Source organism: Variovorax sp. V118 (assembly GCF_041154445.1).
Taxonomy (GTDB): Bacteria; Pseudomonadota; Gammaproteobacteria; order Burkholderiales; family Burkholderiaceae_C; genus Variovorax; species Variovorax boronicumulans.
Genome location: NZ_AP028663.1, coordinates 3,494,368 through 3,516,434, shown reverse-complemented (window position 1 = coordinate 3,516,434; position 22,067 = coordinate 3,494,368). Strand labels below are relative to the sequence as shown.

The window sequence follows — 22,067 nt, the reverse complement described above, 5'->3', positions numbered from 1 at the left end:
CGCGACCCCTCCCATGAAATCCATCCAAGTAGGCCTGCTCGGCGCAGGCACGGTCGGCAGCGGCACCTTCAAGGTGCTCCAGCGCAACCAGGAAGAAATCAAGCGCCGCGCCGGCCGCGGCATCGAGATCACCATGGTGGCCGACCTCGACACCGCCCGCGCCCGCGAAGTGGCCGGCGAAGGCGTGAAGGTGGTCGCCGATGCGCGCGAAGTCATCGCCAACCCCGACATCGACATCGTCATTGAGCTCATCGGCGGCTACGGCATTGCCAAGCAGCTCGTGCTCGAAGCCATCGCGGCCGGCAAGCACGTGGTCACGGCCAACAAGGCACTGCTCGCCGTGCACGGCACCGAAATCTTCGCGGCCGCCCATGCCAAGGGCGTGATGGTGGCCTTCGAGGCCGCGGTGGCTGGCGGCATTCCGATCATCAAGGCGCTGCGCGAAGGCCTCACGGCCAACAGCATCCAGTGGCTGGCCGGCATCATCAACGGCACGACCAACTTCATCCTGTCCGAGATGCGCGACAAGGGCCTGGACTTCGCCACTGTGCTGAAGGAGGCCCAGCGCCTGGGCTACGCCGAAGCCGACCCCACCTTCGACATCGAAGGCGTCGACGCCGCGCACAAGGTCACGCTGATGAGCGCCATCGCCTTCGGCATTCCGGTGCAGTTCGACAAGGCCCACGTCGAAGGCATCACCAAGCTCGCCGCGCAGGACATCAAGTACGCCGAACAGCTCGGCTACCGCATCAAGCTGCTGGGCGTGACCAAGCGCACCGCCCAGGGCATCGAGCTGCGCGTGCACCCGTCGCTCGTGCCGTCCAAGCGCCTGCTGGCGAACGTCGAGGGCGCCATGAACGCCGTGGTCGTGCACGGCGACGCCGTCGGCACCACGCTGTACTACGGCAAGGGCGCCGGCAGCGAGCCGACCGCCAGCGCCGTCATTGCCGACCTGGTCGACATCACGCGCCTGCACACCGCCGACGCCGCGCACCGCGTGCCGCACCTGGCCTTCCACCCCGACGCCATGAGCGACCTGAAGGTGCTGCCGATGTCGGAAGTCGTCACCAGCTACTACCTGCGCCTGCGCGTGGCCGACCAGGCCGGCGTGCTCGCCAAGGTGACGGGCCTGCTGGCCACCGCTGGCATCAGCATCGACGCCGTGCTGCAGCGCGAAGCCGACGAAGTGGGCGGCGAGGGTTCGACGCAGACCGACCTCATCATCCTCACGCACGACGCGCGCGAAGGCACCGTCGACGACGTCATGGCCGAACTGCAGGCGCTGCCGACCGTGCTCGAGCCCATCGTGCGCATCCGCAAGGAAGAGCTGAAGTGAACTACCTGAGCACCCGCGGCCACGCCGACCGCAAGCGCTTCTGCGAAATCCTCCTCGAAGGCCTGGCGCCCGATGGCGGCCTGTACCTGCCTGAAACGTACCCCCAGGTCGACACCGCCACGCTCGCCAAATGGCGCACGCTGCCGTACAACGAGCTGGCCTTCGAAATCCTCTCGCTGTACATCGACGACATTCCTGCAGCCGACCTGAAGGCGATCTGCGCGAAGACCTACACGGCCGAGGTGTTCGGCACCGACGAGATCGTGCCGCTGCGCGAGCTCGAAGATGGCGTGTACCTCGAAGCCCTGTCCAACGGCCCCACGCTGGCCTTCAAGGACATGGCGATGCAGCTGTTGGGCAACCTGTTCGAGTACGAACTGGCCCGCCGCGGCGCCGAGCTCAACATCCTGGGCGCCACCAGCGGCGACACCGGCAGCGCGGCCGAGTACGCCATGCGCGGCAAGAAGGGCGTGCGCGTCTTCATGACCTCGCCCGACGGCCGCATGAGCCCGTTCCAGCAGGCGCAGATGTTCAGCCTGCAGGACGCCAACATCCACAACATCGCCATCACCGGCGTGTTCGACGACTGCCAGGACATCGTCAAGGCGGTGTCGAACGACCTGGCCTTCAAGCGCAAGTACCGCATCGGCACGGTCAACTCGATCAACTGGGCGCGCCTGCTGGCGCAGGTCGTCTACTACTTCGCAGGCTACTTCCAGGCCACGGCGAGCAACGACAAGCCGGTGAGCTTCACGGTGCCTTCGGGCAACTTCGGCAACGTCTGCGCGGGCCATGTGGCACGCATGATGGGCCTGCCGATCCAGACGCTGGTGGTCGCCACCAACGAGAACGACGTGCTCGACGAGTTCTTCCGCACCGGCGTCTACCGCGTGCGCGCGGCGGTCGACACGCACGAAACCTCCAGCCCGTCGATGGACATCAGCAAGGCCAGCAACTTCGAGCGCTTCGTGTTCGATCTGGTCGGCCGAGATTCCGCAAGGCTGCGCCAGCTGTTCGTGGACGACCTGGGCCTGACGGGCAGCTTCGACCTGAGCGCCGACCCGGCCTTCAAGCAGGCTGCAGAGCGCTTCGGCTTCCGCAGTGGCCGCAGCACGCACGCCGACCGGCTCGCGATGATCCGCGACACCGAGAAGCGCTTCGCCACGCTGATCGACCCGCACACCGCCGACGGCCTCAAGGCCGCGCGCGAGCAGCTCACGCCCGGCGTGCCGATGGTGGTGCTCGAGACCGCGCTGCCGATCAAGTTCGCGGCCACGGTGGTCGAGGCGCTGGGCGAGGAGCCCGCGCGCCCGAAGAAGTTCGAAGGCATCGAAGCCTTGCCCAAGCGCGTGGTCCAGCTGCCGGCCGATGCCGAGGCCGTCAAGGCCTACATCGCCCAGCACTGCGACTGACCGGGGCTACTGCGGCATGAAGGTCGTCGGCTTCGCCGGGTATTCCGGCGCTGGCAAGACCACGTTGGTGGAGCGCCTGATTCCCGTGCTCAAGCAGCGCGGGCTGCGCGTGTCGGTGGTCAAGCATGCGCACCATCGCTTCGACATCGACCACGTCGGCAAGGACACCTGGCGCCACCGGCAGGCCGGGGCCTTCGAGGTGGTTGTCGCGTCCGACCAGCGGCTCGCGCTGATGCGCGAGTTCGAGGTGCCGGTCGAGCTCACGGTGCACCAGCTGCTCGCCGAGCTGCACCCGGCGGTCGACTGGGCGCTGGTCGAAGGCTTCCGGCACAGCGACGTGCTCAAGATCGAGGTCTGGCGCCCGAGCGGCGACGGCGAGGCGCCGCGCCCCGCGCTGTACATCGACGACCCCTTTGTCACCGCCATCGCCACCGATGCGCCGGACGGCCTGCCCGAGGCCACGGCGCGCCCGGTGCTCGACCTCAACGACGCCGAGGCCATTGCCACGTGGTTGATCGACAGCGGCGAGCGCTTCGACTACAACCCCGGACACCATGGCTGATTCCTCTCCCGTTCCCTTCGCCGCCTCGTCCTCGCGCCCGCCGCTGATGCCGCTCGATGAAGCGATCGCGGTGCTGCTCGCCAAGGCCCGGCCGCTGCTGCCGGCCGAAAGCGTCGGCACCTTCGATGCCGACGGGCGCGTGCTGGCGCAGGACCTCGTCTCGGGCCTCACCGTGCCGCCGCGCGACAACAGCGCGATGGACGGCTACGCCGTGCGCGCGGCCGATTGCGCCACGCCCGGCACCGAGCTGGCCGTGACGCAGCGCATTCCCGCCGGCACCGTCGGCACGCCGCTCGCGGCCGGCACGGCGGCGCGCATCTTCACGGGGGCGCAGATTCCCGAAGGCGCCGACGCGGTCGTCATGCAGGAAGACACGGCCGCCACGCCGCAAGAGGGCGGTCTGGGGTCGGTGCGCATCGCCATCGCGCCCGTGGCCGGCCAGTGGGTGCGCCGCGCAGGCGAGGACGTGGCCTCGGGCGACGTGGTGCTTCAACGCGGCGAACGCCTCACGCCCGCCGCGCTCGGCCTGGCCGCCAGCGTCGGCTTCGACAAGCTGCAGGTCGCGCGCAAGCCGCGCGTGGCCATGCTCTCGACCGGCGACGAACTGGTGATGCCCGGCGAGGTCGCGCCCGACGCGATGAAGCCCGGCGCGATCTACAACTCGAACCGCTTCTTCATGCGCGCGCTGCTGCACCGCCTGGGCTGCGAAGTGAACGACCTGGGCATCGTGCCCGACAACCGCGAAGCCACCATTGCCGCGTTGCGCGAGGCGGCCGAGGCAAACGACCTGATCATCACCACCGGCGGCGTCTCAGTCGGCGAAGAAGACCACATCCGCGCCGCGCTGCAATCGCTGGGCGAGCTGCAGCTGTGGTCGCTGTCGATGAAGCCCGGCAAGCCCTTCGCCTACGGCTCCATCGCGCGCAGCAACGGGCAGGGCGCTTGCCACGTCACGGGGCTGCCCGGCAACCCGGTGTCGAGCTTCCTGACCTTCCTGATGCTGGTGCGGCCCTTCCTGCTCGCGCTGCAGGGCGCCACGCGCGTGGCGCCCGTGGCCGTGCCGCTGCGCGCCGATTTCGACTGGCCGCGCGCCGACAAGCGCCGTGAGTTCCTGCGTGTGCGGCGCAACGCGGCGGGCGGGCTCGACCTGTTCGCCAACCAGAGTTCGGGCGTGCTCACCTCGATGGTCTGGGGCGACGGCCTGGTCGACAACCCGGCGGGTCGGACCATCAAGACCGGCGACACCGTGAACTTCATTCCTCTCGCATCGCTGCTCGGTTGAACCACCCAATGAAGGTCCGCATCCGTTATTTCGCCTCCGTGCGCGAGGCACTGTCCAGCAGCGGTGAAACCGTCGACACGGCCGCCGGCACGCTCGCAGCCCTGCGCGACGAACTCATCGCCCGCGGCGGGGCCTACGCCAGCGCGCTCGCACGCGGCAAGGCTGTGCGCATGGCGCTCGATCAGACCATGAGCGACGAGGCCGCCGCGCTGAACGACGACTGCGAAGTCGCGTTCTTCCCGCCCGTCACGGGCGGCTGAGCCGCGCGTCCAGCGCCACGAGGCGCTCGCGCAGGCCGTCCGACGCGCGCGTCATCGGCGAGCGCAGCTCGTCACGCAGTTCGCCCGCATGCGCCAGCAGCGCCTTCAGCGGGCCCGGGTTGGGTTCGGCAAACAGCATCTCCAGCAGCGGCTGCAGCGGCTGCCATTCGGCGCGCGCCTCGGCCAGCCGGTTCTCAGCCAGCAGCCGCACCAGCCGCACGAGGCGCTTCGTCTGCACATGGCCACTGGCCGCGATGGCGCCCACGCCGCCTTCGGCCATGGTGGCGAAGATCTGGTGGTCTTCGCCCGTGAGCACCTGCAGCCGGCCATCGGCGATCACGGCGCGGGTCTTGGCCATGTCGCCGCCGCAGTCCTTGATGCCGCGGATGCGCGGGTGCCCGGCCAGCGCCAGCATCGTCTCGCGCGCGATGGTCACGCCCGTGCGGTAGGGGATGTCGTAGACCAGCACGGGCACCGTGCTGGCATCGGCGATGGCGTGGAACCACTCGAGCACGCCGGCCTGCGACGGGCGGATGTAGTGCGGCGCGGCCACCAGCAGGCCTGCCAGCGGGCGCTCCGAGAGCCTGCGCACCCAGGCCGTGGCCTTGCCCAGGTGGTAGCCCGATACGCCCATCACGACCGGCAGGCCGCCGGCAGCGGTGAGCACGGTGTCGAGCACGGCGAGCTGCTCGGCCTCGTCGAGCGCGGCGGCTTCGCCGGTCGAGCCGCAGGGCACGAAGCCGGTCACGCCGTCGTCGGCGAGCCGGCGCACGAGCGCCGCCAGGGCGGTATGGTCGACCGCGCCGTCGCGGAACGGGGTGACGAGGGCGACCCACAGGCCCGAGAAATCGGTGGTGGTGTCGGCGGTTGGTTGTTGATGTGGCACGCAGGCTTCCTTTCAGGAATCGACCGATGGAAAGAACCACCGTCCGATGCGCGCGCAACCCAAGAGGGGCCAAAGCCTTGGCAGGTTCCGTCGCTCATCCGACGACGGAACCTCGGCTCCGGTCAGACGAGCTTTGGTTTTTTGGCTTTGTTGCCCTGGCGCGCGCGTGCCTGGCCTTCGAACGAAGGCGAGAGGCGGGTGGACGTGCGGCGCGAAGGCATGGGCTGCATTGTCGCGCCTAGGCCGGCGGCGCGGTGGCGCTGCGTTGCAGGCTCACGACACGGCCGCCCTCGGCGGCGCGGGCATTGCTCAGGAACTCGACGGTGACCTGGTTGCCCAGCTGCGCGTCGGTCTTGAGGTCGAGTGCGCCGAACAGCTGGCCGTCGACCCGGAACCAGCGCACCTCGGCCGTGTGCTTGCCCTGCGGCACCTGGGCCGTGAGGATTTCGGTGACCGGCCCGCTCACCGTGTGCAGGTGCGTGAACCGGCGTGCGCGCAGCAGCTGCGGCAGCACGCCGACCGCGAACACCAGCGCACAGATGGCGGCCGCGTACCCCGCCATGAACAGGCCGAAGCCCGGGCGAAAACCGTCGGCCCACGCCGTCCCGATCGCCAGGACCGCGCCGCCCGCCAGCACGATGCCCATGAAGCGGCGGTCCGAGCGCCCGGTGCGTCGACGGTCGCGCGATGTGGCCGGCCGCTCGGTGCGCGTGGCCTGGCGCGCCATCGGATAACGCGTGCGCAGCAGCAGATGCACGGCGTTGTCGCGCGCCACGCATTCGATCTCGACGGGCGCCTGCGCCAGGTGCCGCACCGCCGTCAGCGGTCGGCCCGTGGCGTGGCTGCGAGGCGCGTCCAGGCCCAGCACCGGCACGACGTCGATGTGGAACTGGCCGTCGACCGTGTAGCGCAGCGCGCCGCCGGGCAGGGCGGCCACGTGGTCCACGGTGCCGGCCACGGTGAACTTGCTGTTCTTCGCCAAGGCCTCGCGGGTGGCCTGGGCCAGGCGCCGGTCGATCCGCGCCCGATGGGTGAACAGCCACGCGCCCAGCAGCAAGGTGACCAGCGCCGCCGCGTTCATCGCCAGGGCCAGGCCCACCGGGGCGCCGGGCAGCCGCCCGATCACCACGAAGACGAGGGCGCAGCCCGCCAGCAGCACGGCCAGCACCGCCAGGCCGGCGGTCGGGGTGCGCGCGGCAAGGTCGACGCGCCGCAGCATCTCGACATCGTCGGGTGTCAGGGGCAGCGACGTGGGGGCCGGCATCGGCGCAGTGTAGGGCGGCAGTGCCACAATTTGGGCATGTCCTCGCTCCCTCGCGTTTCCATCCAGACGGCCAACTTCGACGCCGGTGCCGAGATCGCCGCCCTGCGCGCGGCCGACGCGCGCGTCGGCGCTGTCTGCAGCTTCATCGGCACGGTCAGAGACCGCAATGACGGCAGCACCATCGCCTCGATGGAGCTGGAGCACTACCCCGGCATGACCGAGAAGGCCATCGAGGCCATGATCGACGCGGCCCACAAGCGCTTCGACATCCTCGGCGCGCGCGTGATCCACCGCGTGGGGCTGCTGCAGCCGCTGGACCAGATCATGATGGTGGCGGTGGTGTCCGCCCACCGCGGCCAGAGCTTCCAGGCCTGCGAGTTCCTGATGGACTACCTGAAGACCCAGGCCCCGTTCTGGAAGAAGGAGCAGACGCCCGAGGGTGCCCGCTGGGTCGATGCCCGCGTGACCGACGACGAGGCGCTGGCGCGCTGGGGCATCGCGGCCTCGAACAGCGCCACCTGAGCGGCGCGTTCGAGACTCAGGGCGCGATCAGCGCCGAGGTCGCCAGCGCCTTGGCTTCCGCGCCGCAATCCTGAGCGGGCACCGCTCCCGCCGCGCGTGCCTTCGCGATCTCTGACCGGGCACCCGCCATCTGTGCCTGGAACACCGGATTCGTGTGCAGCTTCGCCACCGTCGCCGCGCCGACCAGCCGGCCGTTCTCGATGTCGCTCTGCCAGTGCACGCCGCAGATCGCGCGGCTCTGCGAGAAGGCCCGGCCGCGCTGCAGCAGCGCATCGGCGCGTTCGGGAGCGAGTTCCGTCAGCACCAGCGCCCAGGCCCAGCCCAGGGCTGCGTGGCCCGAGGGGTAGGAGCCGTCCTTGGCCAGAAAGGCTTCTTCGGCGGGCGTGCAGCTGCCGGTCTTGAAGGCCACGAAGGGGCGCGTGCGGTTGTAGGTGTTCTTGGCCTTGTAGGTGGCCGAGCCGGCATCGGCCAGCGTGCGGCGCAGCAGCATGTTCAGGTTCGGCGTGGCTTGCTCGGAGATGGGCATGCCCAGCGCGCACGAGAACACCTCGGCGGCCTTCGGAAACTTGAGGTTGGCGTCCTGCACTGCGAGCGCGCCGCGCGGCGTGCCCTGCAGGGCCGTGAGCGCGCGGAAGGTGGCGCCATCGGCCGCCAGCGCGGCCGAGCCCTCAGCCGGGGGCGCCGGCAGCAGGGCGAGGCTGTCGGGCAGCTCGGCGGCGGGCAGGTAGCCCTTGAGGTAGCCCGAGCCCGGGCGCAATTCGCCGACGTCGGCAGGAGAAATGGGCGCGGTGCTGCCGCAGGCGCCGAGCAGCAGCGCGGCCGCCAGCGAGGCGGCGAGGGTCGTGAATCGCATGAGGGATGTGTCTCCGGCTTTGTTGTTGGAAGGCGAGGGCCCATCGTAGAGGGGCCCCGCCGGGCCGAAGATCACTCATGTGACGGCCGTCTCAGGCCGCGCAGCTCAGGGCTTGAAGCCGCTCGCCTGGATGATCTTTTCCCAGGTCTGCGTGTAGGTGCGCACGCGGCCCGCGAACTGGCCCTGGGGCTCGTAGCCGACCGTCAGGCCCATCGTGGTGAGCTTCTGCTTCACGTCGGGCATGGCCAGCACCTTCTGCAGCGCGTCGCCGTACTTGTCGATGACGGCCTGCGGCGTGCCCACCGGCGCGAAGATGCCGTAGTAGGGCAGGTCTTCCAGGTTCGCAAAGCCCAGCTCGGTGAAGGTCGGCACGTTCGGCAGCAGGGCCTGGCGCTTGGCGCCGATGGAGGCCACGATGCGCACCTTGCCCGCGCGGTGGTTCTCGATGAAGTCGGGCACCGAGGCGATGCCCGCCGTGATCTGGTTGCCCAGCATGTCGGCCGTCATGGGCGCGCTGCCGCGGTACGGTGCGGGCTGCACGTCGATCTTGTACTTGTCCGAGATCATCTTCACGAGGAACTCGGGGATCGACGCCGGTGCCGGCACGCCGATGGTTTCCTTGCCGCCCTTTTGCGTGCGGATCCACTTCACGTACTCGTCGATGCTCTTGGCCGGCGTGCCGCCCGACACCGCCAGCACGTTGGCAAAGGTGGCGAAGCCGGCCACGGGCACGAAGTCGGTCGCAGGGTTGAAGCCCGGGTTCTTCACTACCTGCGGCAGGATCGAGATGGAGTGGTCATGCGACAGGAACAGCGTGTGGCCGTCGGCCGGCGCGGCCTTCAGCGCCTGCGCCGCGATCTGGCCGCCCGCGCCCGCGCGGTTCTCGACCACCACGGGCACGCCCAGCACGTCCTTGAGCTTTTCGCCCAGGGTGCGCGCAATGGCGTCGGTGCCCGCGCCGGCGGGAAAGCCCACCAAGAGGCGCACCGGCGTGCCGCCCTGGGCCTGAGCCAGGCCGGCCATGCCCATGGCCGCTGCCAAGAGACCCACGCTGAACGCGCGGCGCATCGGTTGGACGCGCTGCATTGAAAAAACCATGATCGACTCCATTCGAAGAAAGAGAGAAATGCCTACGGCAGGAAGGTGCGGGGCCCGGTGCAATACCCGTGCCCAGGGTGCAAATCCGATGCGCAACCTTGAATCGTGCCCGAACAGCCCTATTTTGGATGCAGGAATACCACCATGCGACAAGACAAACTCACCACCAAATTTCAGGAAGCACTGAGCGACGCCCAGACGCTGGCGCTCGGTAACGACAACGCCTACATCGAACCGGCCCACCTGCTGGTCGCGATGCTGCGCCAGGACGACGGCCCGCGCGCCCTGCTGGAGCGTGCCGGCGTCAACGTGCCCGGGCTGCTGCAGGCCGCCGAAGGCGCCATCAAGAAACTGCCCCAGGTGCAGGGCCACGACATCGTGCAGGTCGGCCCCGAGCTGGGCAAGCTGCTGCAGGCGACCGAGAAGGAAGCCATCAAGCGCAATGACCAGTTCATCGCGGGCGAACTCTTTCTGCTCGCCGTGGCCGACAGCAAGGCCGACATCGGCAAGATCGCCAAGGACAACGGCCTGAGCCGCAAGTCGCTCGAGGCCGCCATCGAGGCCGTGCGCGGCGGGCAGGGCGTGAACAGCGCCGACGCCGAAGGCCAGCGCGAAGCCCTCAAGAAATACTGCCTGGACCTCACCGAGCGCGCCCGCCTGGGCAAGCTCGACCCGGTCATCGGCCGCGACGAGGAAATCCGCCGCGCCATCCAGGTGCTGCAACGCCGCACCAAGAACAACCCCGTGCTCATCGGCGAACCCGGCGTGGGCAAGACCGCCATCGTCGAAGGCCTGGCGCAGCGCATCGTCGCGGGCGAAGTGCCCGAGTCGCTCAAGGGCAAACGCGTGCTGTCGCTCGACATGGCCGCGCTGCTGGCCGGTGCCAAGTTCCGCGGCGAGTTCGAAGAGCGCCTGAAGACCGTGCTCAACGAACTCGCGAAGGACGAAGGCCAGACCATCGTCTTCATCGACGAGCTGCACACCATGGTCGGCGCCGGCAAGGCCGAAGGCGCGATGGACGCGGGCAACATGCTCAAGCCCGCGCTCGCGCGCGGCGAGCTGCACTGCGTGGGCGCCACCACGCTCGACGAGTACCGCAAGTACATCGAGAAGGACGCCGCGCTGGAGCGCCGCTTCCAGAAGATCATCGTGGGCGAGCCCAGCGTCGAGGCCACCATCGCCATCCTGCGCGGCCTGCAGGAAAAGTACGAAGTGCACCACGGCGTGCAGATCACCGACCCGGCCATCGTGGCCGCGGCCGAACTGAGTGACCGCTACATCACCGACCGCTTCCTGCCCGACAAGGCCATCGACCTGATCGACGAGGCCGCGGCCAAGATCAAGATCGAGATGGACTCCAAGCCCGAGGTCATGGACCGCCTGGACCGTCGCTTGATCCAGCTGCAGATCGAGCGCGAAGCCGTGCGCCGCGAAAAGGACGAAGCCTCGCAGAAGCGCTTCGGCCTCATCGAGGACGAGATCACCAAGCTGCAAAAGGAAATCGCCGACTACGACGAGATCTGGCAGGCCGAGAAGGCCCAGGCCCAGGGCAGCGCGCACGTGCGCGAAGACATCGACAAGATCAAGTTCCAGATCGAGGAGTGGAAGCGCAAGGGCGACTTCAACAAGGTCGCCGAGCTGCAATACGGCCAGCTGCCGGCGCTCGAGAAGCGGCTGAAGGAAGCCGAGGAAAGCGAAGCGAGCAAGGGCAAGTCCAGTGCGCCCACGCTGCTGCGCACGCAGGTCGGCTCGGAAGAAATCGCCGAGGTCGTGGCGCGCGCCACCGGCATCCCGGTCGCCAAGCTCATGCAAGGCGAGCGCGACAAGCTGCTCGTCATGGAAGACAAGCTGCACGAGCGCGTGGTCGGCCAGGACGAGGCCATCGGCGCGGTCGCCAACGCGATCCGCCGTTCGCGCTCGGGCCTGTCCGATCCGAACCGCCCCACGGGCTCGTTCCTGTTCCTCGGCCCCACGGGCGTGGGCAAGACCGAGCTGTGCAAGGCGCTCGCGGGCTTCCTGTTCGACAGCGAAGACCACCTGATCCGCATCGACATGAGCGAGTTCATGGAGAAGCATTCGGTCGCCCGCCTCATCGGCGCGCCGCCGGGCTACGTGGGCTATGAAGAGGGTGGCTACCTCACGGAAGCCGTGCGCCGCAAGCCCTACAGCGTGGTGCTGCTCGACGAGGTCGAGAAGGCCCATCCCGACGTGTTCAACGTGCTGCTGCAGGTGCTCGACGACGGCCGCCTCACGGACGGCCAGGGCCGCACCGTGGACTTCAAGAACACCGTGATCGTGATGACCAGCAACATCGGCTCGCCGATCATCCAGGCGATGGTGGGCCAGCCGAGCGAGGAGATCAAGGAAGCGGTGTGGGACGAGCTGAAGAACTACTTCCGCCCCGAGTTCCTGAACCGCATCGACGAGACCGTCGTGTTCCACGCGCTCGACGCGAAGAACATCGAATCGATCGCCGCGATCCAGCTCAAGGTGCTGCAGGCGCGACTGGCGAAGATGGACCTGGGCCTGCAGGTGTCGCCTGCGGCGCTGGCCGAAATCGCCAAGGTCGGCTTCGACCCGGTGTTCGGTGCCCGTCCGCTCAAGCGCGCGATCCAGCAGCGCATCGAGAACCCGCTCTCGAAGCTGTTGCTGGACGGCAGCTTCGGGCCGAAGGACACGATCGAAGTCGAAACCGACCCGATCCAGTCGCCGGGCCAGTTCTCGTTCCGCAAGGGCGGGGAACCAACGGCGGCTGCATCGGCCTAAAGTCGGATGATGAACTTCATTCTTCGCGTCATTCTTCTGCTCCTGGGGCTGGTCTTCGCGGCCAGCCTGGCTGTGGCGGCCCTGCTGCTGGCGGCGGTGTGGGGTGTGCGCTACGCCTGGGGGCGTCTCACGGGCAAGCCCGTGACGCCCTGGGTCATGCGTTTCAACCCGCGCTCGGGTTTCGACCGATTTCGCCATGCGGCACAACAGCCGGCCGAACCCACGGCGGCCGACGTGGTCAGCGCCCGTGCGCGCGGCGAATCGGTGCGCAGCCCGGTCGTGCTGGGCCCCGCCGACGATGTGACCGACGTGCGAGCCCGGCCCGTGCGCGGCGACTGAGCCTTTTTCTTCCCGATCAGGCGCTGTACAGCGCCTCGATCTCGTTGGCGTAGGCCTTGTAGATGCTGGAGCGCCGCACCTTCATGGTCGCGGTGACTTCACCGTCGTCATGGTCCAACTCTTTGGTGAGCAGATGAAAACGTCTGATCTGCGACACCTGCGCCAGCTTCCCATTGCCGCGCGCCACTTCGGCCTCGATCAGCGCGCGCACCTTGGGTTCCTCCACCAGCGAGCGGAAATGCGTGAAGGGCAGGCGCTGCGCTTCGGCCCATTTGCCGACCGTCTCGTAGTCGATCTGCAGCAGTGCGCCCACGAATTTGCGGCCGTCCGCCACCACGATGCATTCCTTGATGAAGGGGCTGCCCTTCATGGTGTTCTCGATCTCCGAGGGCGTGAGGTTCTTGCCGCCGGCGGTGATCATGATGTCCTTCAGCCGGTCGACAATGCGCAGCTGCCCGCCGGCCTCTTCGCGCACCACGTCGCCCGTGTGCAGCCAGCCATCGCGGATCGATGAGGCCGTGGCCTCGGGGTTCTTGTAGTAGCCCTCGAACACCATGTCCCCGCGCACCAGCAGCTCGCCGGCTTCGCCCATGCGGTGCTCGGTGCCCAGCGTGGGCGGGCCGACGGTGCCGATGGTCACGGCGTCGGCGCGGTGGCCCGAGACCATGCCGGTCGATTCGGTGAGGCCGTACACCTCGACCAGCGGCACGCCCAGCGTGCGAAAGAAGCGCACCACGTCCGCCGGAATCGGCGCCGCGCCCGTGAGCGCGATGCGCGCGCGGCGCAGGCCGATGAAGTTCTGCAGCGCGCGCAGCACGGTCCAGTAGGCGAGGGCGAAGCGGCCGCGCTCGGCCAGCGTCCAGGCGCTGCGCGGCTTCTCGGCCAGCGGCGCGCAGGCCTCGATGGCCTTGCGGAACAGCGCGCGCTGCAGCCGCCCGGTTTCCTGCATCTTGATGCTGATGCCCGCGTGCAGCTTTTCCCAGATGCGCGGCACGCCGAGGAACATGGTGGGCGCCACCTCGCGCAGGTCTTCCTGCACGGTGCGGATCGATTCGCCGAAGTTGACCTGCGAGCCCAGGTACAGCGGCACGAAGGCCGTGAGCATCTGCTCGGCCACGTGGCACAGCGGCAGGTACGACAGGTGCGTGGTGCCGCCGTCGAGCCCGAGCCGATCGACGATGCCGGGCACGACGCCGCGGATGTTGCGGTACGAAATCATCGCGCCCTTGGGCTTGCCCGTGGAGCCCGAGGTGTAGATCATCAAACCGATGTCGGCGAGTGTCTGGCGCTGCAGCGCGGCGTCGATGAGCGCGGCGCCGTCGCGTGCCAGCACCTCGGCGCCGGCCTGCTCGACTTCGGCAAAGGTCGCGATGCGCTCGCGCACCTCGGGCGGGTAGCTCGCGAGGCCCTTGGTCTCGATCACGACGATCTTGCGCAGGCGCGGCAGCTGGTCGAGGGCGTCGAGCACCTTGTCGGTCTGCTCCTGGTCCTCGCAGACGATCACTTCGATGTCGGCATGGCCCACCACGTAGGCGACCTCGTTGCTCGGGCTGGTGGGGTACACGCCCACGGTCACGGCGCCGATGAGCCCCGCGCCCATCTGCGCGAGCAGCCACTCGACGCGGTTCTCCGAGATCACGCCCAGGTGCCCGCCGGGCGCGAGGCCCATCGCGTGCAGGCCCAGGCCGAAACGGCTGGCGCGCTGCAGGTAGCCGGCCCAGTCCAGCGGATGCCAGATGCCGAAATCCTTCTGCCGGATCGCGATGCGCTGCGGCTGCAGGCGTGCCTGCTCGCGCAGCATCTGCGGCAGCGTGAGCGAAGGGAGCGGGTTCGTCGTCATGACAGCCAGCGCTTGCGGCGCTTGTAGTGCTTCAGCTCGCGGAAGCTGCGCGATTCGCCGCTGCCGCCCACGCCGAGGTAGAACTCGCGCACGTCGGGGTCGGCCGCAAGGCGCTCGGCGCTGCCGTCGATCACGACCTTGCCGCTTTCCATGATGTAGCCCGTGTGGGCGATGGCCAGTGCCACGCTGGCGTTCTGTTCCACCAGCAGCATCGAGGTGCCGCGCTCGGCGTTGATGCGCGCGATGATCGTGAAGATGTCCTCGACCAGCTTGGGCGACAGGCCCAGCGAGGGCTCGTCGAGCAGGATCAATTGAGGCTGCGCCACCAGCGCACGCCCGATGGCGAGCATCTGCTGCTCGCCGCCCGAGAGATAGCCCGCGAGGCCTTTGCGGCGCTCATGCAGGCGGGGGAAGTAGGCGTAGACGTCGTCGAAGTTGCGCGACGTGGGCGCGACGCCCGTACGCCCGGTCAGCGCGTAGGTCGCGGCGACCAGGTTCTCTTCGACCGTGAGGTCTTCGAACACGCGCCGGCCTTCCATCACATGGCTCAGGCCGCGCCGCACCAGCTGCTGCGGCGCGAGCCGCTCGGTCGGTGCGCCATCGAACACGATGCGTCCGGCCTCGACCTCGCCGTCTTCCAGCGCGAGCAGGCCCGACACCGCCTTCAGCGTGGTCGACTTGCCCGCGCCGTTGCTGCCCAGCAGCGCCACGATCTGTCCGCGCGGCACGGCCAGCGACAGGCCGCGCAAGACTTGCACGACCTTGTTGTAGACCACCTCGATGTTGTTGACCTCCAAGACGAGGTCGGGCGGTGCCGCGCGCGCGTCCATCGTGTCGGTCAGTTCAGTGCGATCCAGTCGGAGGCCGGCACCATCTTCTGCGCCTTCATGTCGGCCTTGTAGACGCGGCCCACGGGAATCGAATTGCCCTTGATGGTGATCGGCGTGCCGATGATTCCGCCGGTGTCGAAGTCCTTGATGGTGTTGAGCGCGGCCTTCAGGTTCTTGCCGTCCAGCGGCTTGCCGGCGTCGAGCGTGCGCTTGGCGGCTTCGGTGAACAGCATCGCCGTGAGGAAGCCCTGCGTGTAGGCCGTGCTCTGGTACTCGGGGCGCAGCGCGCGGATCTTGTCGAGCATCGGCGCCTTGGCCGAGGTGTCGTAGTAGTAGCGGTAGGGCATGACGCCCATGAAGCCGTCGCCGCCTTCGCCCATCTTCATGACGGTGGAACTGTCCATGGTCCAGAAGGTGCCCATCCACTTGCTGGTCATGCCCATCTGCTTGCCCTGCTGCACGAACTCGGGAATGGGCGCCAGGATGTAGCCGTGGAAGATCGTGTAGTCGGGCGCGGCGCGGCGCAGCTTGATGACCTCGGTCGACACGTCGACGCTGCCCGCGGGCGTCATGAGCTTCACCGGCACGCTGAGGCCCAGCTTCTTGGCGGCGGCTTCGCTGGCCTCGATGGGGTCGCGGCCGAACTCGGAGTCGGAGTACACGAAGGCCACCTTGGCGCCCGGCTTTTCCTTGGCGATGTGGCGCAGCAGGATGCCGATCTGCTCGGTGTAGTCGGGGCCGACCAGGAACTGGTTCGGGTACTTGGCCGGGTCGTTGAGCTCGGTCGCGAACGAGGCGCCCGCCATCAGGATCTGGCCGCCGCGGTCCAGCTCGGGGTTGATGGTCTTCGAGAAACCGGTGGAGTCGCCGTAGTAGAGGTTGACCTTGTTCTGGCTCGTGATCTTCTTGAAGGCCGCCACCGACACGTCGACCTTGTAGCCCGTGTCTTCCGGCACGTAGCGCAGCTTGCGGCCCTTGATGCCGCCCGCGTCGTTGACCATCTTCACGTAGTCGGCAATGCCGGCATTGATGCCCACGCCCGCGAAGGCGAACACGCCGGTCATGGGGATCGAGCCGCCGATGACGATGTCCTCGTTGCCTTGCGCGTTCGCCGCGAACGGCACGGCGGCGGCCAGGCCCGCGGCGATCAGCAGGGCGCGGCGCTGGGGGGAAAGCTTCTTCGTTGTCTTGGGCATGTGTGTCTCCTGGTTCTAGTTACGAAACGGCCATAGATGGAAAAAGCGGCGCAGGCGCCGCCACACTTCTGCGAGCCCGTGCGGCTCGAACACCAGAAATCCGACGATCAGCAGGCCGAAGACGACGGTGCGCACCGGCGAGAGGAACACGGTCATCTCGACGCCGCCCGGCAGCAGGTCGACCACCAGCTTGAGCAGCTCGGGCACCATGGTCATGAACACGGCGCCGAAGATGCCGCCCAGGATGGTGCCCATGCCGCCGACGATGATGGCGGCCAGGAAGAAGATCGACATCAGCAGCGGAAAGCTCTCGGGCGTGACCACGCGGAAGAAGTAAGCCCACAGGCCCCCCGCCACGCCCGCATAGAACGACGACAGCCCGAACGACAGCAGCTTGTAGCGCAAGAGCGGAATGCCCAGCACCTCGGCCGAGATGTCGCGGTCGCGGATGGCGATGAAGGCGCGCCCCACACGCGTGCGAAACAGGTTGGCCGCGCCGAGCACCATGAGCACCATCACCGGCACGATTACCCAGTACAGGCGAAACGACGTGTCCAGCGGCAGGCCGAAGAGCTGCGCGGGCGGCAGCGAGATGCCCGTGGTGCCGCCCGTGAGCTTGAGGTTGGCGAACAGGAAGTGGGTGATGAACGACGCGGCGATGGTCGCGATGGCCAGGTACAGGCCCTTCACGCGCAGCGACGGAATGCCGACGACGAGCCCGCCGAGCATCGCGACCACGCCGCCCGCGAGGATGTTCAGCAGGAAGGGCGTGCCCAACCGCGTCTGCATGATCGCGACCGTGTACGCGCCCAGCCCCATGAACGCGGCCTGCCCGAGGCTCACGAGGCCCGTGTAGCCCGTGAGGATGTTCAGGCCCGTGGCGCTCGCGACGTTGATGGCGACGAGGCACGCGAGGTACAGCCAGTAGTCGCTGGCCATGAACGGGAACAGCACGAGCAGCGCCGCGCCGATCGCGAGCCACACCTTCTGCGTGCGCGAATCGAACAGCGCCGCGTCGGCGATGTAGCTTTGCTTGAGGGTGCCGATGCGCATGGCTAGAGCCTCTCGATCTCGTGCGTGCCGAAGAGCCCGTACGGCCGCACCATCAGCACGAACACCAGCACGATGAAGGTGGCGAGCAGCTTGTATTCGCCGCCCAGGTAGGAGCCTGCCAGCGCTTCGATCAGGCCGATGAGCACGCCGCCCACCAGCGCGCCCAGCACGCTGTCGAGCCCGCCGACGATCACCACCACCAGCACCGACAGCCCGAACACGCCCATCGACGACGAGATGCCACCGATGGCGCCGACGATGATGCCGGCCACCGCCGCGATCATGGCCGAGGCCACCCAGGCCAGCGAGAACACGCGCGGCACGTGGATGCCCATCGAGTACGCCGCCGCCTGGTCCGAGGCCGTGGCCCGCAGCGCCACGCCGCCGCGCCAGAAGCGGAACAGCAGCAGCACCAGCCCGATCAGCACCACGGCGATCAGCGCGCCGTAGGCGATCTTGGGCGCCAGGAAGGCCTCGCCGATCATCACGGGCGTGTTGGGCAGGAACTCGGGCAGGCGGCGCTGGTCGGCGGTCCAGATGATCTCGACCAGCCCGACGAGGATCGACGCGAGACCCACCGTCACCATGAACACCGAGATCGGCGGCTCGCCCAGCAGCGGGCGGATCATGGTGCGTTCGATCACCGCGCCCAGCAGGCCGGTGCCGATCACCGAGCCCAGCACCGCCATCCAGATCGGCAGCGAGAAGCTCGCGGCGAAGGTGAAGAACAGGTAGGCGCCGACCATCAGCATCTCGCCGATGGCGATGTTGACCACGCGCGTCGCCTTGTAGACCAGCACGAAGGCCAGCGCCGCCAGCGCATACAGGCCGCCGCCGGCGATGCCGGTGAGCGCGATCTCGAAGAGGTAGGCCCAATCCATCAGGCGGCTCCCACGGCAGCTTCGCCGCGCAGCCGGCGACGCAGCTCGCCCACGTCGCCCGCGCCGAGGTAGGCGCGGATCACTTCCGGGTCGGCCTGCACCTGCGCCGGCGTGCCTTGCGCGATGACCTGGCCGAAGTTGAGCACCACCACGTGGTCCGACAGGTCCATCACCATGCCCATGTCGTGCTCCACCATCAGCACCGTGATGCCCCATTCGCGCCGCACGTCGAGGATGAAGCGCGCCATGTCTTCGGTCTCCTCGCGGTTCATGCCGGCCACGGGCTCGTCGAGCATCAGCACCTTGGGCTGCATGGCCAGCGCGCGCGCCATTTCCACGCGCTTCTGCAGGCCGTAGGGCAGGGCGGCCACCGAGGCGTGGCGGATGTGGTCGATCTCGAGGAAATCGATGATGCGTTCTTCGACGTCGCGGCGCAGCTCGGCCTCTTCGCGGCGCGCGCGGCCCAGGTAGAAGAGGGCGTCGAACACGTTGGTCTTCAGGTGCGCGTGGCGGCCGAGCTTGATGTTGTCGAGCACGGTCATGCCGCGGAACAGCGCGATGTTCTGGAAGCTGCGCGCCAGGCCGAGCGCGGCGCGCTTCGGGGCGGGCAGGCGGGTGATGTCGGCGCCCTCGAACAGCACGCGGCCCTGCGAAGGCTTGTAGAAGCCCGAGATGGTGTTGAACAGCGAGGTCTTGCCCGCGCCGTTGGGCCCGATCACCGCGGTGATGGAGCCGGGCGCGACGCTGAAGCCGACGTTGGTGAGCGCCTTCACCCCGCCGAAGGCCAGCGTCAACGCCTCGGCCTGCAGCACCGGGGCCGTGGCGGAAGGTGCGGACATGGAGGTATCCCGTCGAGTCTCGTCAGGCATGGCTAAGGGGCGCGCCGCAAGGTCAGGGTTTGTGTCCAGCAGCGAAATGCTACTGGCCCGTAAAATTCCTACTGGCCGGTAATGTCCGTGTTCGCCGCAGTTCGCGGCATCGGGACTTTCCCCGCCCGCACAAACCCCATGCCCCGTTCCACCGCCGTTCCTGCTTCAGCCTCCCCGTGGGCGCCTGCCGACCGCCGTGCGCAGCAGCGCGAGGTCAAGCGCATGGCCGTGTTGCGCACGGCCGCCCAGCTCTTCAACGAGCGCGGCTTCCACGCGACCTCGCTCGACGACATTGCCGAGCGGCTCAACGTGAGCAAGCCCACGCTGTACTACTACATCGAGAACAAGGACCAGATCCTGCTCGAGTGCGTGAAGATGGCGCTCGATCTCATGCAGACCGGCATCGGCGAGGTGCGCGCCGCGGGCGGCAGCGCCATCGACCAGCTCAAGGCCTGCATGCGCATCTACTCGGGCGTGGTCACGCAGGACTTCGGCATGTGCGTGATCCGCATCGGCGAAGACCCGCTGCCCGATCCGCTCAAGAAGGAGCTGCGCCGCCTCAAGGCCGGCATCGACGGGCATTTCCGCCGCCTCATCGAAGAGGGCGTGGCCGAGGGCGCGCTGGCGCCCTGCGACCCGAAGATGGCGGCCTTCATGCTGGCCGGCGCGCTGAGTTGGATCGGCCGCTGGTACCGCCCCGACGGCGACCTCACGCCCGACCAGATCGCCGACCAGGGCATCGAGCTGCTGCTCAACGGCGTGCTGCAGCGCGCCCCGACGAAAGCGAACCCATGACTTCAGAGACTTCTTCTTCGCCCCTGCTGGTGGGCCGCGAAGGCGCGGTGGCCACGCTGCGCTTCAACCGGCCGGCCGCGCTCAATGCCATCGACGTGCCGATGGCCACCGCCTTTCTCGCCGCCGCGCACACCCTGGCTGCCGACAAGAGCGTGCGCGCCGTGCTGCTGAGCGGCGCAGGCAAGGGCTTCATGGCCGGCGGCGACCTCGGCGTGCTGAGCGCCGACCCGAAGCAGGGCGCGGCCGACCTCATCGGCCCGCTGCACGAAGCGCTGACCGTGCTCGACGCCATGGACGCGCCGCTGGTCGCGCAGGTGCACGGCGTGGCGGCCGGTGCGGGCCTGAGCCTGATGCTGCAGGCCGACTTCGTGCTCGCGGCCGAGGGCACGCGTTTCAACCTGGCCTACGTGAATGTCGGCACCAGCTGCGACGTCGGCGCCTCGTGGGCGCTGCCGCGCCTGGTCGGCATGCGCCGCGCGCTGGAGATCGCGATGCTCGGCGACACCTACGACACCGCCGCCGCCGAGCGCATGGGACTCATCAACCGCGTGGTGCCTGCGGCCGAACTCGAAGCCGAGGCCATGGCGCTCGCGCAGCGGCTGGCCAAGGGCCCGACCGTGGCGCTGGGCCACCTGCGCCGGCTGATGCGTGGCTCGCTCGACCGCGACCTCGCGAGCCAGCTCGACGCCGAGTCGGCCGCGTTCCAGTCGTGCGCGGCCACCGCCGATTTCCGCATCGGCCTCGATGCCTTTTTCGGCAAGAAGACCGCGGCCTTCACGGGCCGCTGAAGAATTCCTTGTTTTCGTTTTTTCAATCCAGGAGATCCATCCCATGACCCAACGCGACATCTTCGTGGTCGGCACGGCCCGCACCGCCATCGGCACCTTCGGCGGTGCGCTCAAGGACGTGCCCAACACGCAACTGGCCACCACCGCCGTCAAGGCCGCCATCGAGCGCAGCGGCGTGGCCGCCGACGCCATCGGCCATGTGGTCATGGGCAACGTGATTCCCACCGACGTGAAGGACGCGTACCTGAGCCGCGTGGCCGCCATCGATGCGGGCTGCCCCATCGAGACGCCGGCCTTCAACGTGAACCGCCTGTGCGGCTCGGGCCTGCAGGCCATCGTGTCGGCGGCGCAGGCCATTGCGCTGGGCGACTGCGACATCGCCATCGGCGGCGGCTCCGAATCGATGAGCCGCGGCCCGTACTTCGACACCTCGGCCCGCTACGGCGCACGCATGGGCGACGCGGTGCTGGTCGATTACATGCTGGGCATCCTGCACGACCCGTGGGAGAAGATCCACATGGGCATCACGGCCGAGAACGTGGCTGCGCGCTACGGCATCACGCGCGAGCAGATGGACGAACTGGCCGTGACCAGCCAGCAGCGCGCCGCCGCCGCCATTGCCGCGGGCCGCTTCAAGGAACAGATCGTTCCGGTCGAGGTGAAGACGCGCAAGGGCGTCGTGCTGTTCGACACCGACGAGCACGTGCGCGCCGACACCACCGTCGACACGCTGTCGAAGATGAAGCCCGCGTTCAAGAAGGACGGCCTCGTGACCGCCGGCAACGCCTCGGGCATCAACGACGGCGCCGCTGCCGTGGTGCTGGCCGAAGGCGGCCGCGTGAAGGCGCTGGGCCTGAAGCCGCTGGCACGCCTCGTGGGCTATGCGCACGCGGGCGTCGAGCCGGCGTACATGGGCATCGGCCCGGTGCCGGCCACGCGCAAGGTGCTGGAGCGCACGGGCCTGAAGGTCAGCGACTTCGACGTGATCGAGTCGAACGAAGCCTTCGCCGCGCAGGCTTGCGCGGTCATCAAGGAACTGGGCTTCGACCCCGCCAAGGTGAACCCCAACGGCTCGGGCATTTCGCTCGGCCACCCGGTGGGCGCGACCGGCGCGATCATCACGACGAAGGCGATCGCCGAGCTGCACCGCACCGGTGGCCGCTATGCGCTCGTCACGATGTGCATCGGCGGCGGCCAAGGCATCGCCGCCGTGTTTGAACGCGTTTGAAGGCACA

The 22,067-nt window shown here is 68.6% G+C and carries 21 protein-coding genes; 11 read left to right on the top strand and 10 right to left on the bottom strand.

The genetic code is table 11. From position 1 onward, the window contains the following. Positions 1–13: 13 nt before the first annotated feature. From ACAM52_RS16330 to ACAM52_RS16310, 5 genes are read left to right on the top strand one after another with little or no spacing between them, the layout of a single operon-like run. Positions 14–1,336, top strand: coding sequence for a homoserine dehydrogenase (locus ACAM52_RS16330; RefSeq protein ID WP_159277543.1), 1,323 nt, complete (start codon positions 14–16; stop codon positions 1,334–1,336). Continuing rightward, positions 1,333–2,748: a threonine synthase gene (gene thrC, locus ACAM52_RS16325; protein ID WP_369647643.1), complete on the top strand. Its 1,416-nt coding sequence runs from the start codon at positions 1,333–1,335 to the stop codon at positions 2,746–2,748. Before ACAM52_RS16330 ends, thrC begins: the two co-directional genes overlap by 4 nt. A gap of 16 nt (positions 2,749–2,764) precedes the next feature. Next, positions 2,765–3,310 carry a molybdopterin-guanine dinucleotide biosynthesis protein B gene (gene mobB / locus ACAM52_RS16320; protein WP_095744706.1) on the top strand — a complete coding sequence of 182 codons (546 nt, stop codon included), beginning with the start codon at positions 2,765–2,767 and terminating at the stop codon, positions 3,308–3,310. Further along, complete coding sequence (gene glp / locus ACAM52_RS16315; protein ID WP_369647642.1) at positions 3,303–4,592, top strand: gephyrin-like molybdotransferase Glp; 1,290 nt, start codon at positions 3,303–3,305, stop codon at positions 4,590–4,592. Before mobB ends, glp begins: the two co-directional genes overlap by 8 nt. Before the next feature lie 8 nt (positions 4,593–4,600). Beyond that, entirely contained in the window at positions 4,601–4,852 is a 252-nt protein-coding gene (locus ACAM52_RS16310) for a MoaD/ThiS family protein (protein ID WP_369647641.1), read from the top strand. Here ACAM52_RS16310 and dapA read toward each other — a convergent pair. Next, on the bottom strand, positions 4,839–5,738 hold the full coding sequence (gene dapA / locus ACAM52_RS16305) for a 4-hydroxy-tetrahydrodipicolinate synthase (protein ID WP_369647640.1): 900 nt from the start codon (positions 5,736–5,738) through the stop codon (positions 4,839–4,841). The two genes, ACAM52_RS16310 and dapA, sit on opposite strands and share 14 nt — an antisense overlap. 238 nt (positions 5,739–5,976) lie before the next feature. Continuing rightward, positions 5,977–7,002, bottom strand: coding sequence for a hypothetical protein (locus ACAM52_RS16300; RefSeq protein WP_369647639.1), 1,026 nt, complete (start codon positions 7,000–7,002; stop codon positions 5,977–5,979). Between the two features lie 36 nt (positions 7,003–7,038). Here ACAM52_RS16300 and ACAM52_RS16295 point away from each other — a divergent pair, with 36 nt between their 5' ends. After that, on the top strand, positions 7,039–7,524 hold the full coding sequence (locus ACAM52_RS16295) for a molybdenum cofactor biosynthesis protein MoaE (RefSeq protein ID WP_369647638.1): 486 nt from the start codon (positions 7,039–7,041) through the stop codon (positions 7,522–7,524). Positions 7,525–7,540: 16 nt separating this feature from the next. On the opposite strand, the gene ACAM52_RS16290 is transcribed toward ACAM52_RS16295, so the two are convergent. Together ACAM52_RS16290 and ACAM52_RS16285 are read right to left on the bottom strand one after the other, a co-directional pair. Next, positions 7,541–8,377: a phosphatase PAP2 family protein gene (locus tag ACAM52_RS16290; protein ID WP_369647637.1), complete on the bottom strand. Its 837-nt coding sequence runs from the start codon at positions 8,375–8,377 to the stop codon at positions 7,541–7,543. Positions 8,378–8,482: 105 nt separating this feature from the next. Next, complete coding sequence (locus ACAM52_RS16285) at positions 8,483–9,463, bottom strand: Bug family tripartite tricarboxylate transporter substrate binding protein (RefSeq protein WP_369647636.1); 981 nt, start codon at positions 9,461–9,463, stop codon at positions 8,483–8,485. 156 nt (positions 9,464–9,619) lie between these two features. Here ACAM52_RS16285 and clpB point away from each other — a divergent pair, with 156 nt between their 5' ends. Continuing rightward, positions 9,620–12,241, top strand: a complete 2,622-nt coding sequence (clpB, locus tag ACAM52_RS16280) for an ATP-dependent chaperone ClpB (RefSeq protein WP_369647635.1) — start codon at positions 9,620–9,622, stop codon at positions 12,239–12,241. A gap of 9 nt (positions 12,242–12,250) precedes the next feature. Continuing rightward, positions 12,251–12,580 (top strand): hypothetical protein, encoded by a 330-nt coding sequence (locus ACAM52_RS16275; protein ID WP_223301262.1) that lies wholly within the window; start codon positions 12,251–12,253, stop codon positions 12,578–12,580. Positions 12,581–12,596: 16 nt separating this feature from the next. Here the strand turns inward: ACAM52_RS16275 and ACAM52_RS16270 are convergent, their stop codons facing one another. From ACAM52_RS16270 to ACAM52_RS16245, 6 genes are read right to left on the bottom strand one after another with little or no spacing between them, the layout of a single operon-like run. Continuing rightward, on the bottom strand, positions 12,597–14,420 hold the full coding sequence (locus ACAM52_RS16270; RefSeq protein WP_369647634.1) for a long-chain fatty acid--CoA ligase: 1,824 nt from the start codon (positions 14,418–14,420) through the stop codon (positions 12,597–12,599). After that, positions 14,417–15,250, bottom strand: coding sequence for an ABC transporter ATP-binding protein (locus tag ACAM52_RS16265; protein WP_139706119.1), 834 nt, complete (start codon positions 15,248–15,250; stop codon positions 14,417–14,419). The genes ACAM52_RS16270 and ACAM52_RS16265 overlap by 4 nt, the downstream gene beginning before the upstream one ends. A gap of 8 nt (positions 15,251–15,258) precedes the next feature. Next, a complete protein-coding gene (locus ACAM52_RS16260; RefSeq protein WP_307586122.1) occupies positions 15,259–16,446 on the bottom strand; it encodes an ABC transporter substrate-binding protein in 1,188 nt (395 codons plus the stop codon). A 15-nt stretch (positions 16,447–16,461) separates the two neighbouring features. After that, complete coding sequence (locus tag ACAM52_RS16255; protein WP_070059585.1) at positions 16,462–17,499, bottom strand: branched-chain amino acid ABC transporter permease; 1,038 nt, start codon at positions 17,497–17,499, stop codon at positions 16,462–16,464. A 2-nt stretch (positions 17,500–17,501) separates the two neighbouring features. Next, the gene (locus ACAM52_RS16250; RefSeq protein WP_062472963.1) at positions 17,502–18,380 is read right to left on the bottom strand and encodes a branched-chain amino acid ABC transporter permease; all 879 of its coding nucleotides are present in this window, start codon (positions 18,378–18,380) and stop codon (positions 17,502–17,504) included. Next, positions 18,380–19,219: an ABC transporter ATP-binding protein gene (locus ACAM52_RS16245; RefSeq protein WP_354347120.1), complete on the bottom strand. Its 840-nt coding sequence runs from the start codon at positions 19,217–19,219 to the stop codon at positions 18,380–18,382. The genes ACAM52_RS16250 and ACAM52_RS16245 overlap by 1 nt, the downstream gene beginning before the upstream one ends. Before the next feature lie 168 nt (positions 19,220–19,387). Between ACAM52_RS16245 and ACAM52_RS16240 the strand changes: the two genes are divergently transcribed. From ACAM52_RS16240 to ACAM52_RS16230, 3 genes are read left to right on the top strand one after another with little or no spacing between them, the layout of a single operon-like run. Further along, complete coding sequence (locus ACAM52_RS16240) at positions 19,388–20,044, top strand: TetR/AcrR family transcriptional regulator (protein ID WP_235926668.1); 657 nt, start codon at positions 19,388–19,390, stop codon at positions 20,042–20,044. Next, positions 20,041–20,832 carry an enoyl-CoA hydratase/isomerase family protein gene (locus tag ACAM52_RS16235; RefSeq protein ID WP_369647633.1) on the top strand — a complete coding sequence of 264 codons (792 nt, stop codon included), beginning with the start codon at positions 20,041–20,043 and terminating at the stop codon, positions 20,830–20,832. Before ACAM52_RS16240 ends, ACAM52_RS16235 begins: the two co-directional genes overlap by 4 nt. Before the next feature lie 43 nt (positions 20,833–20,875). After that, entirely contained in the window at positions 20,876–22,060 is a 1,185-nt protein-coding gene (locus ACAM52_RS16230; protein WP_062472956.1) for an acetyl-CoA C-acyltransferase family protein, read from the top strand. The last annotated feature ends 7 nt before the right edge of the window (positions 22,061–22,067 follow it).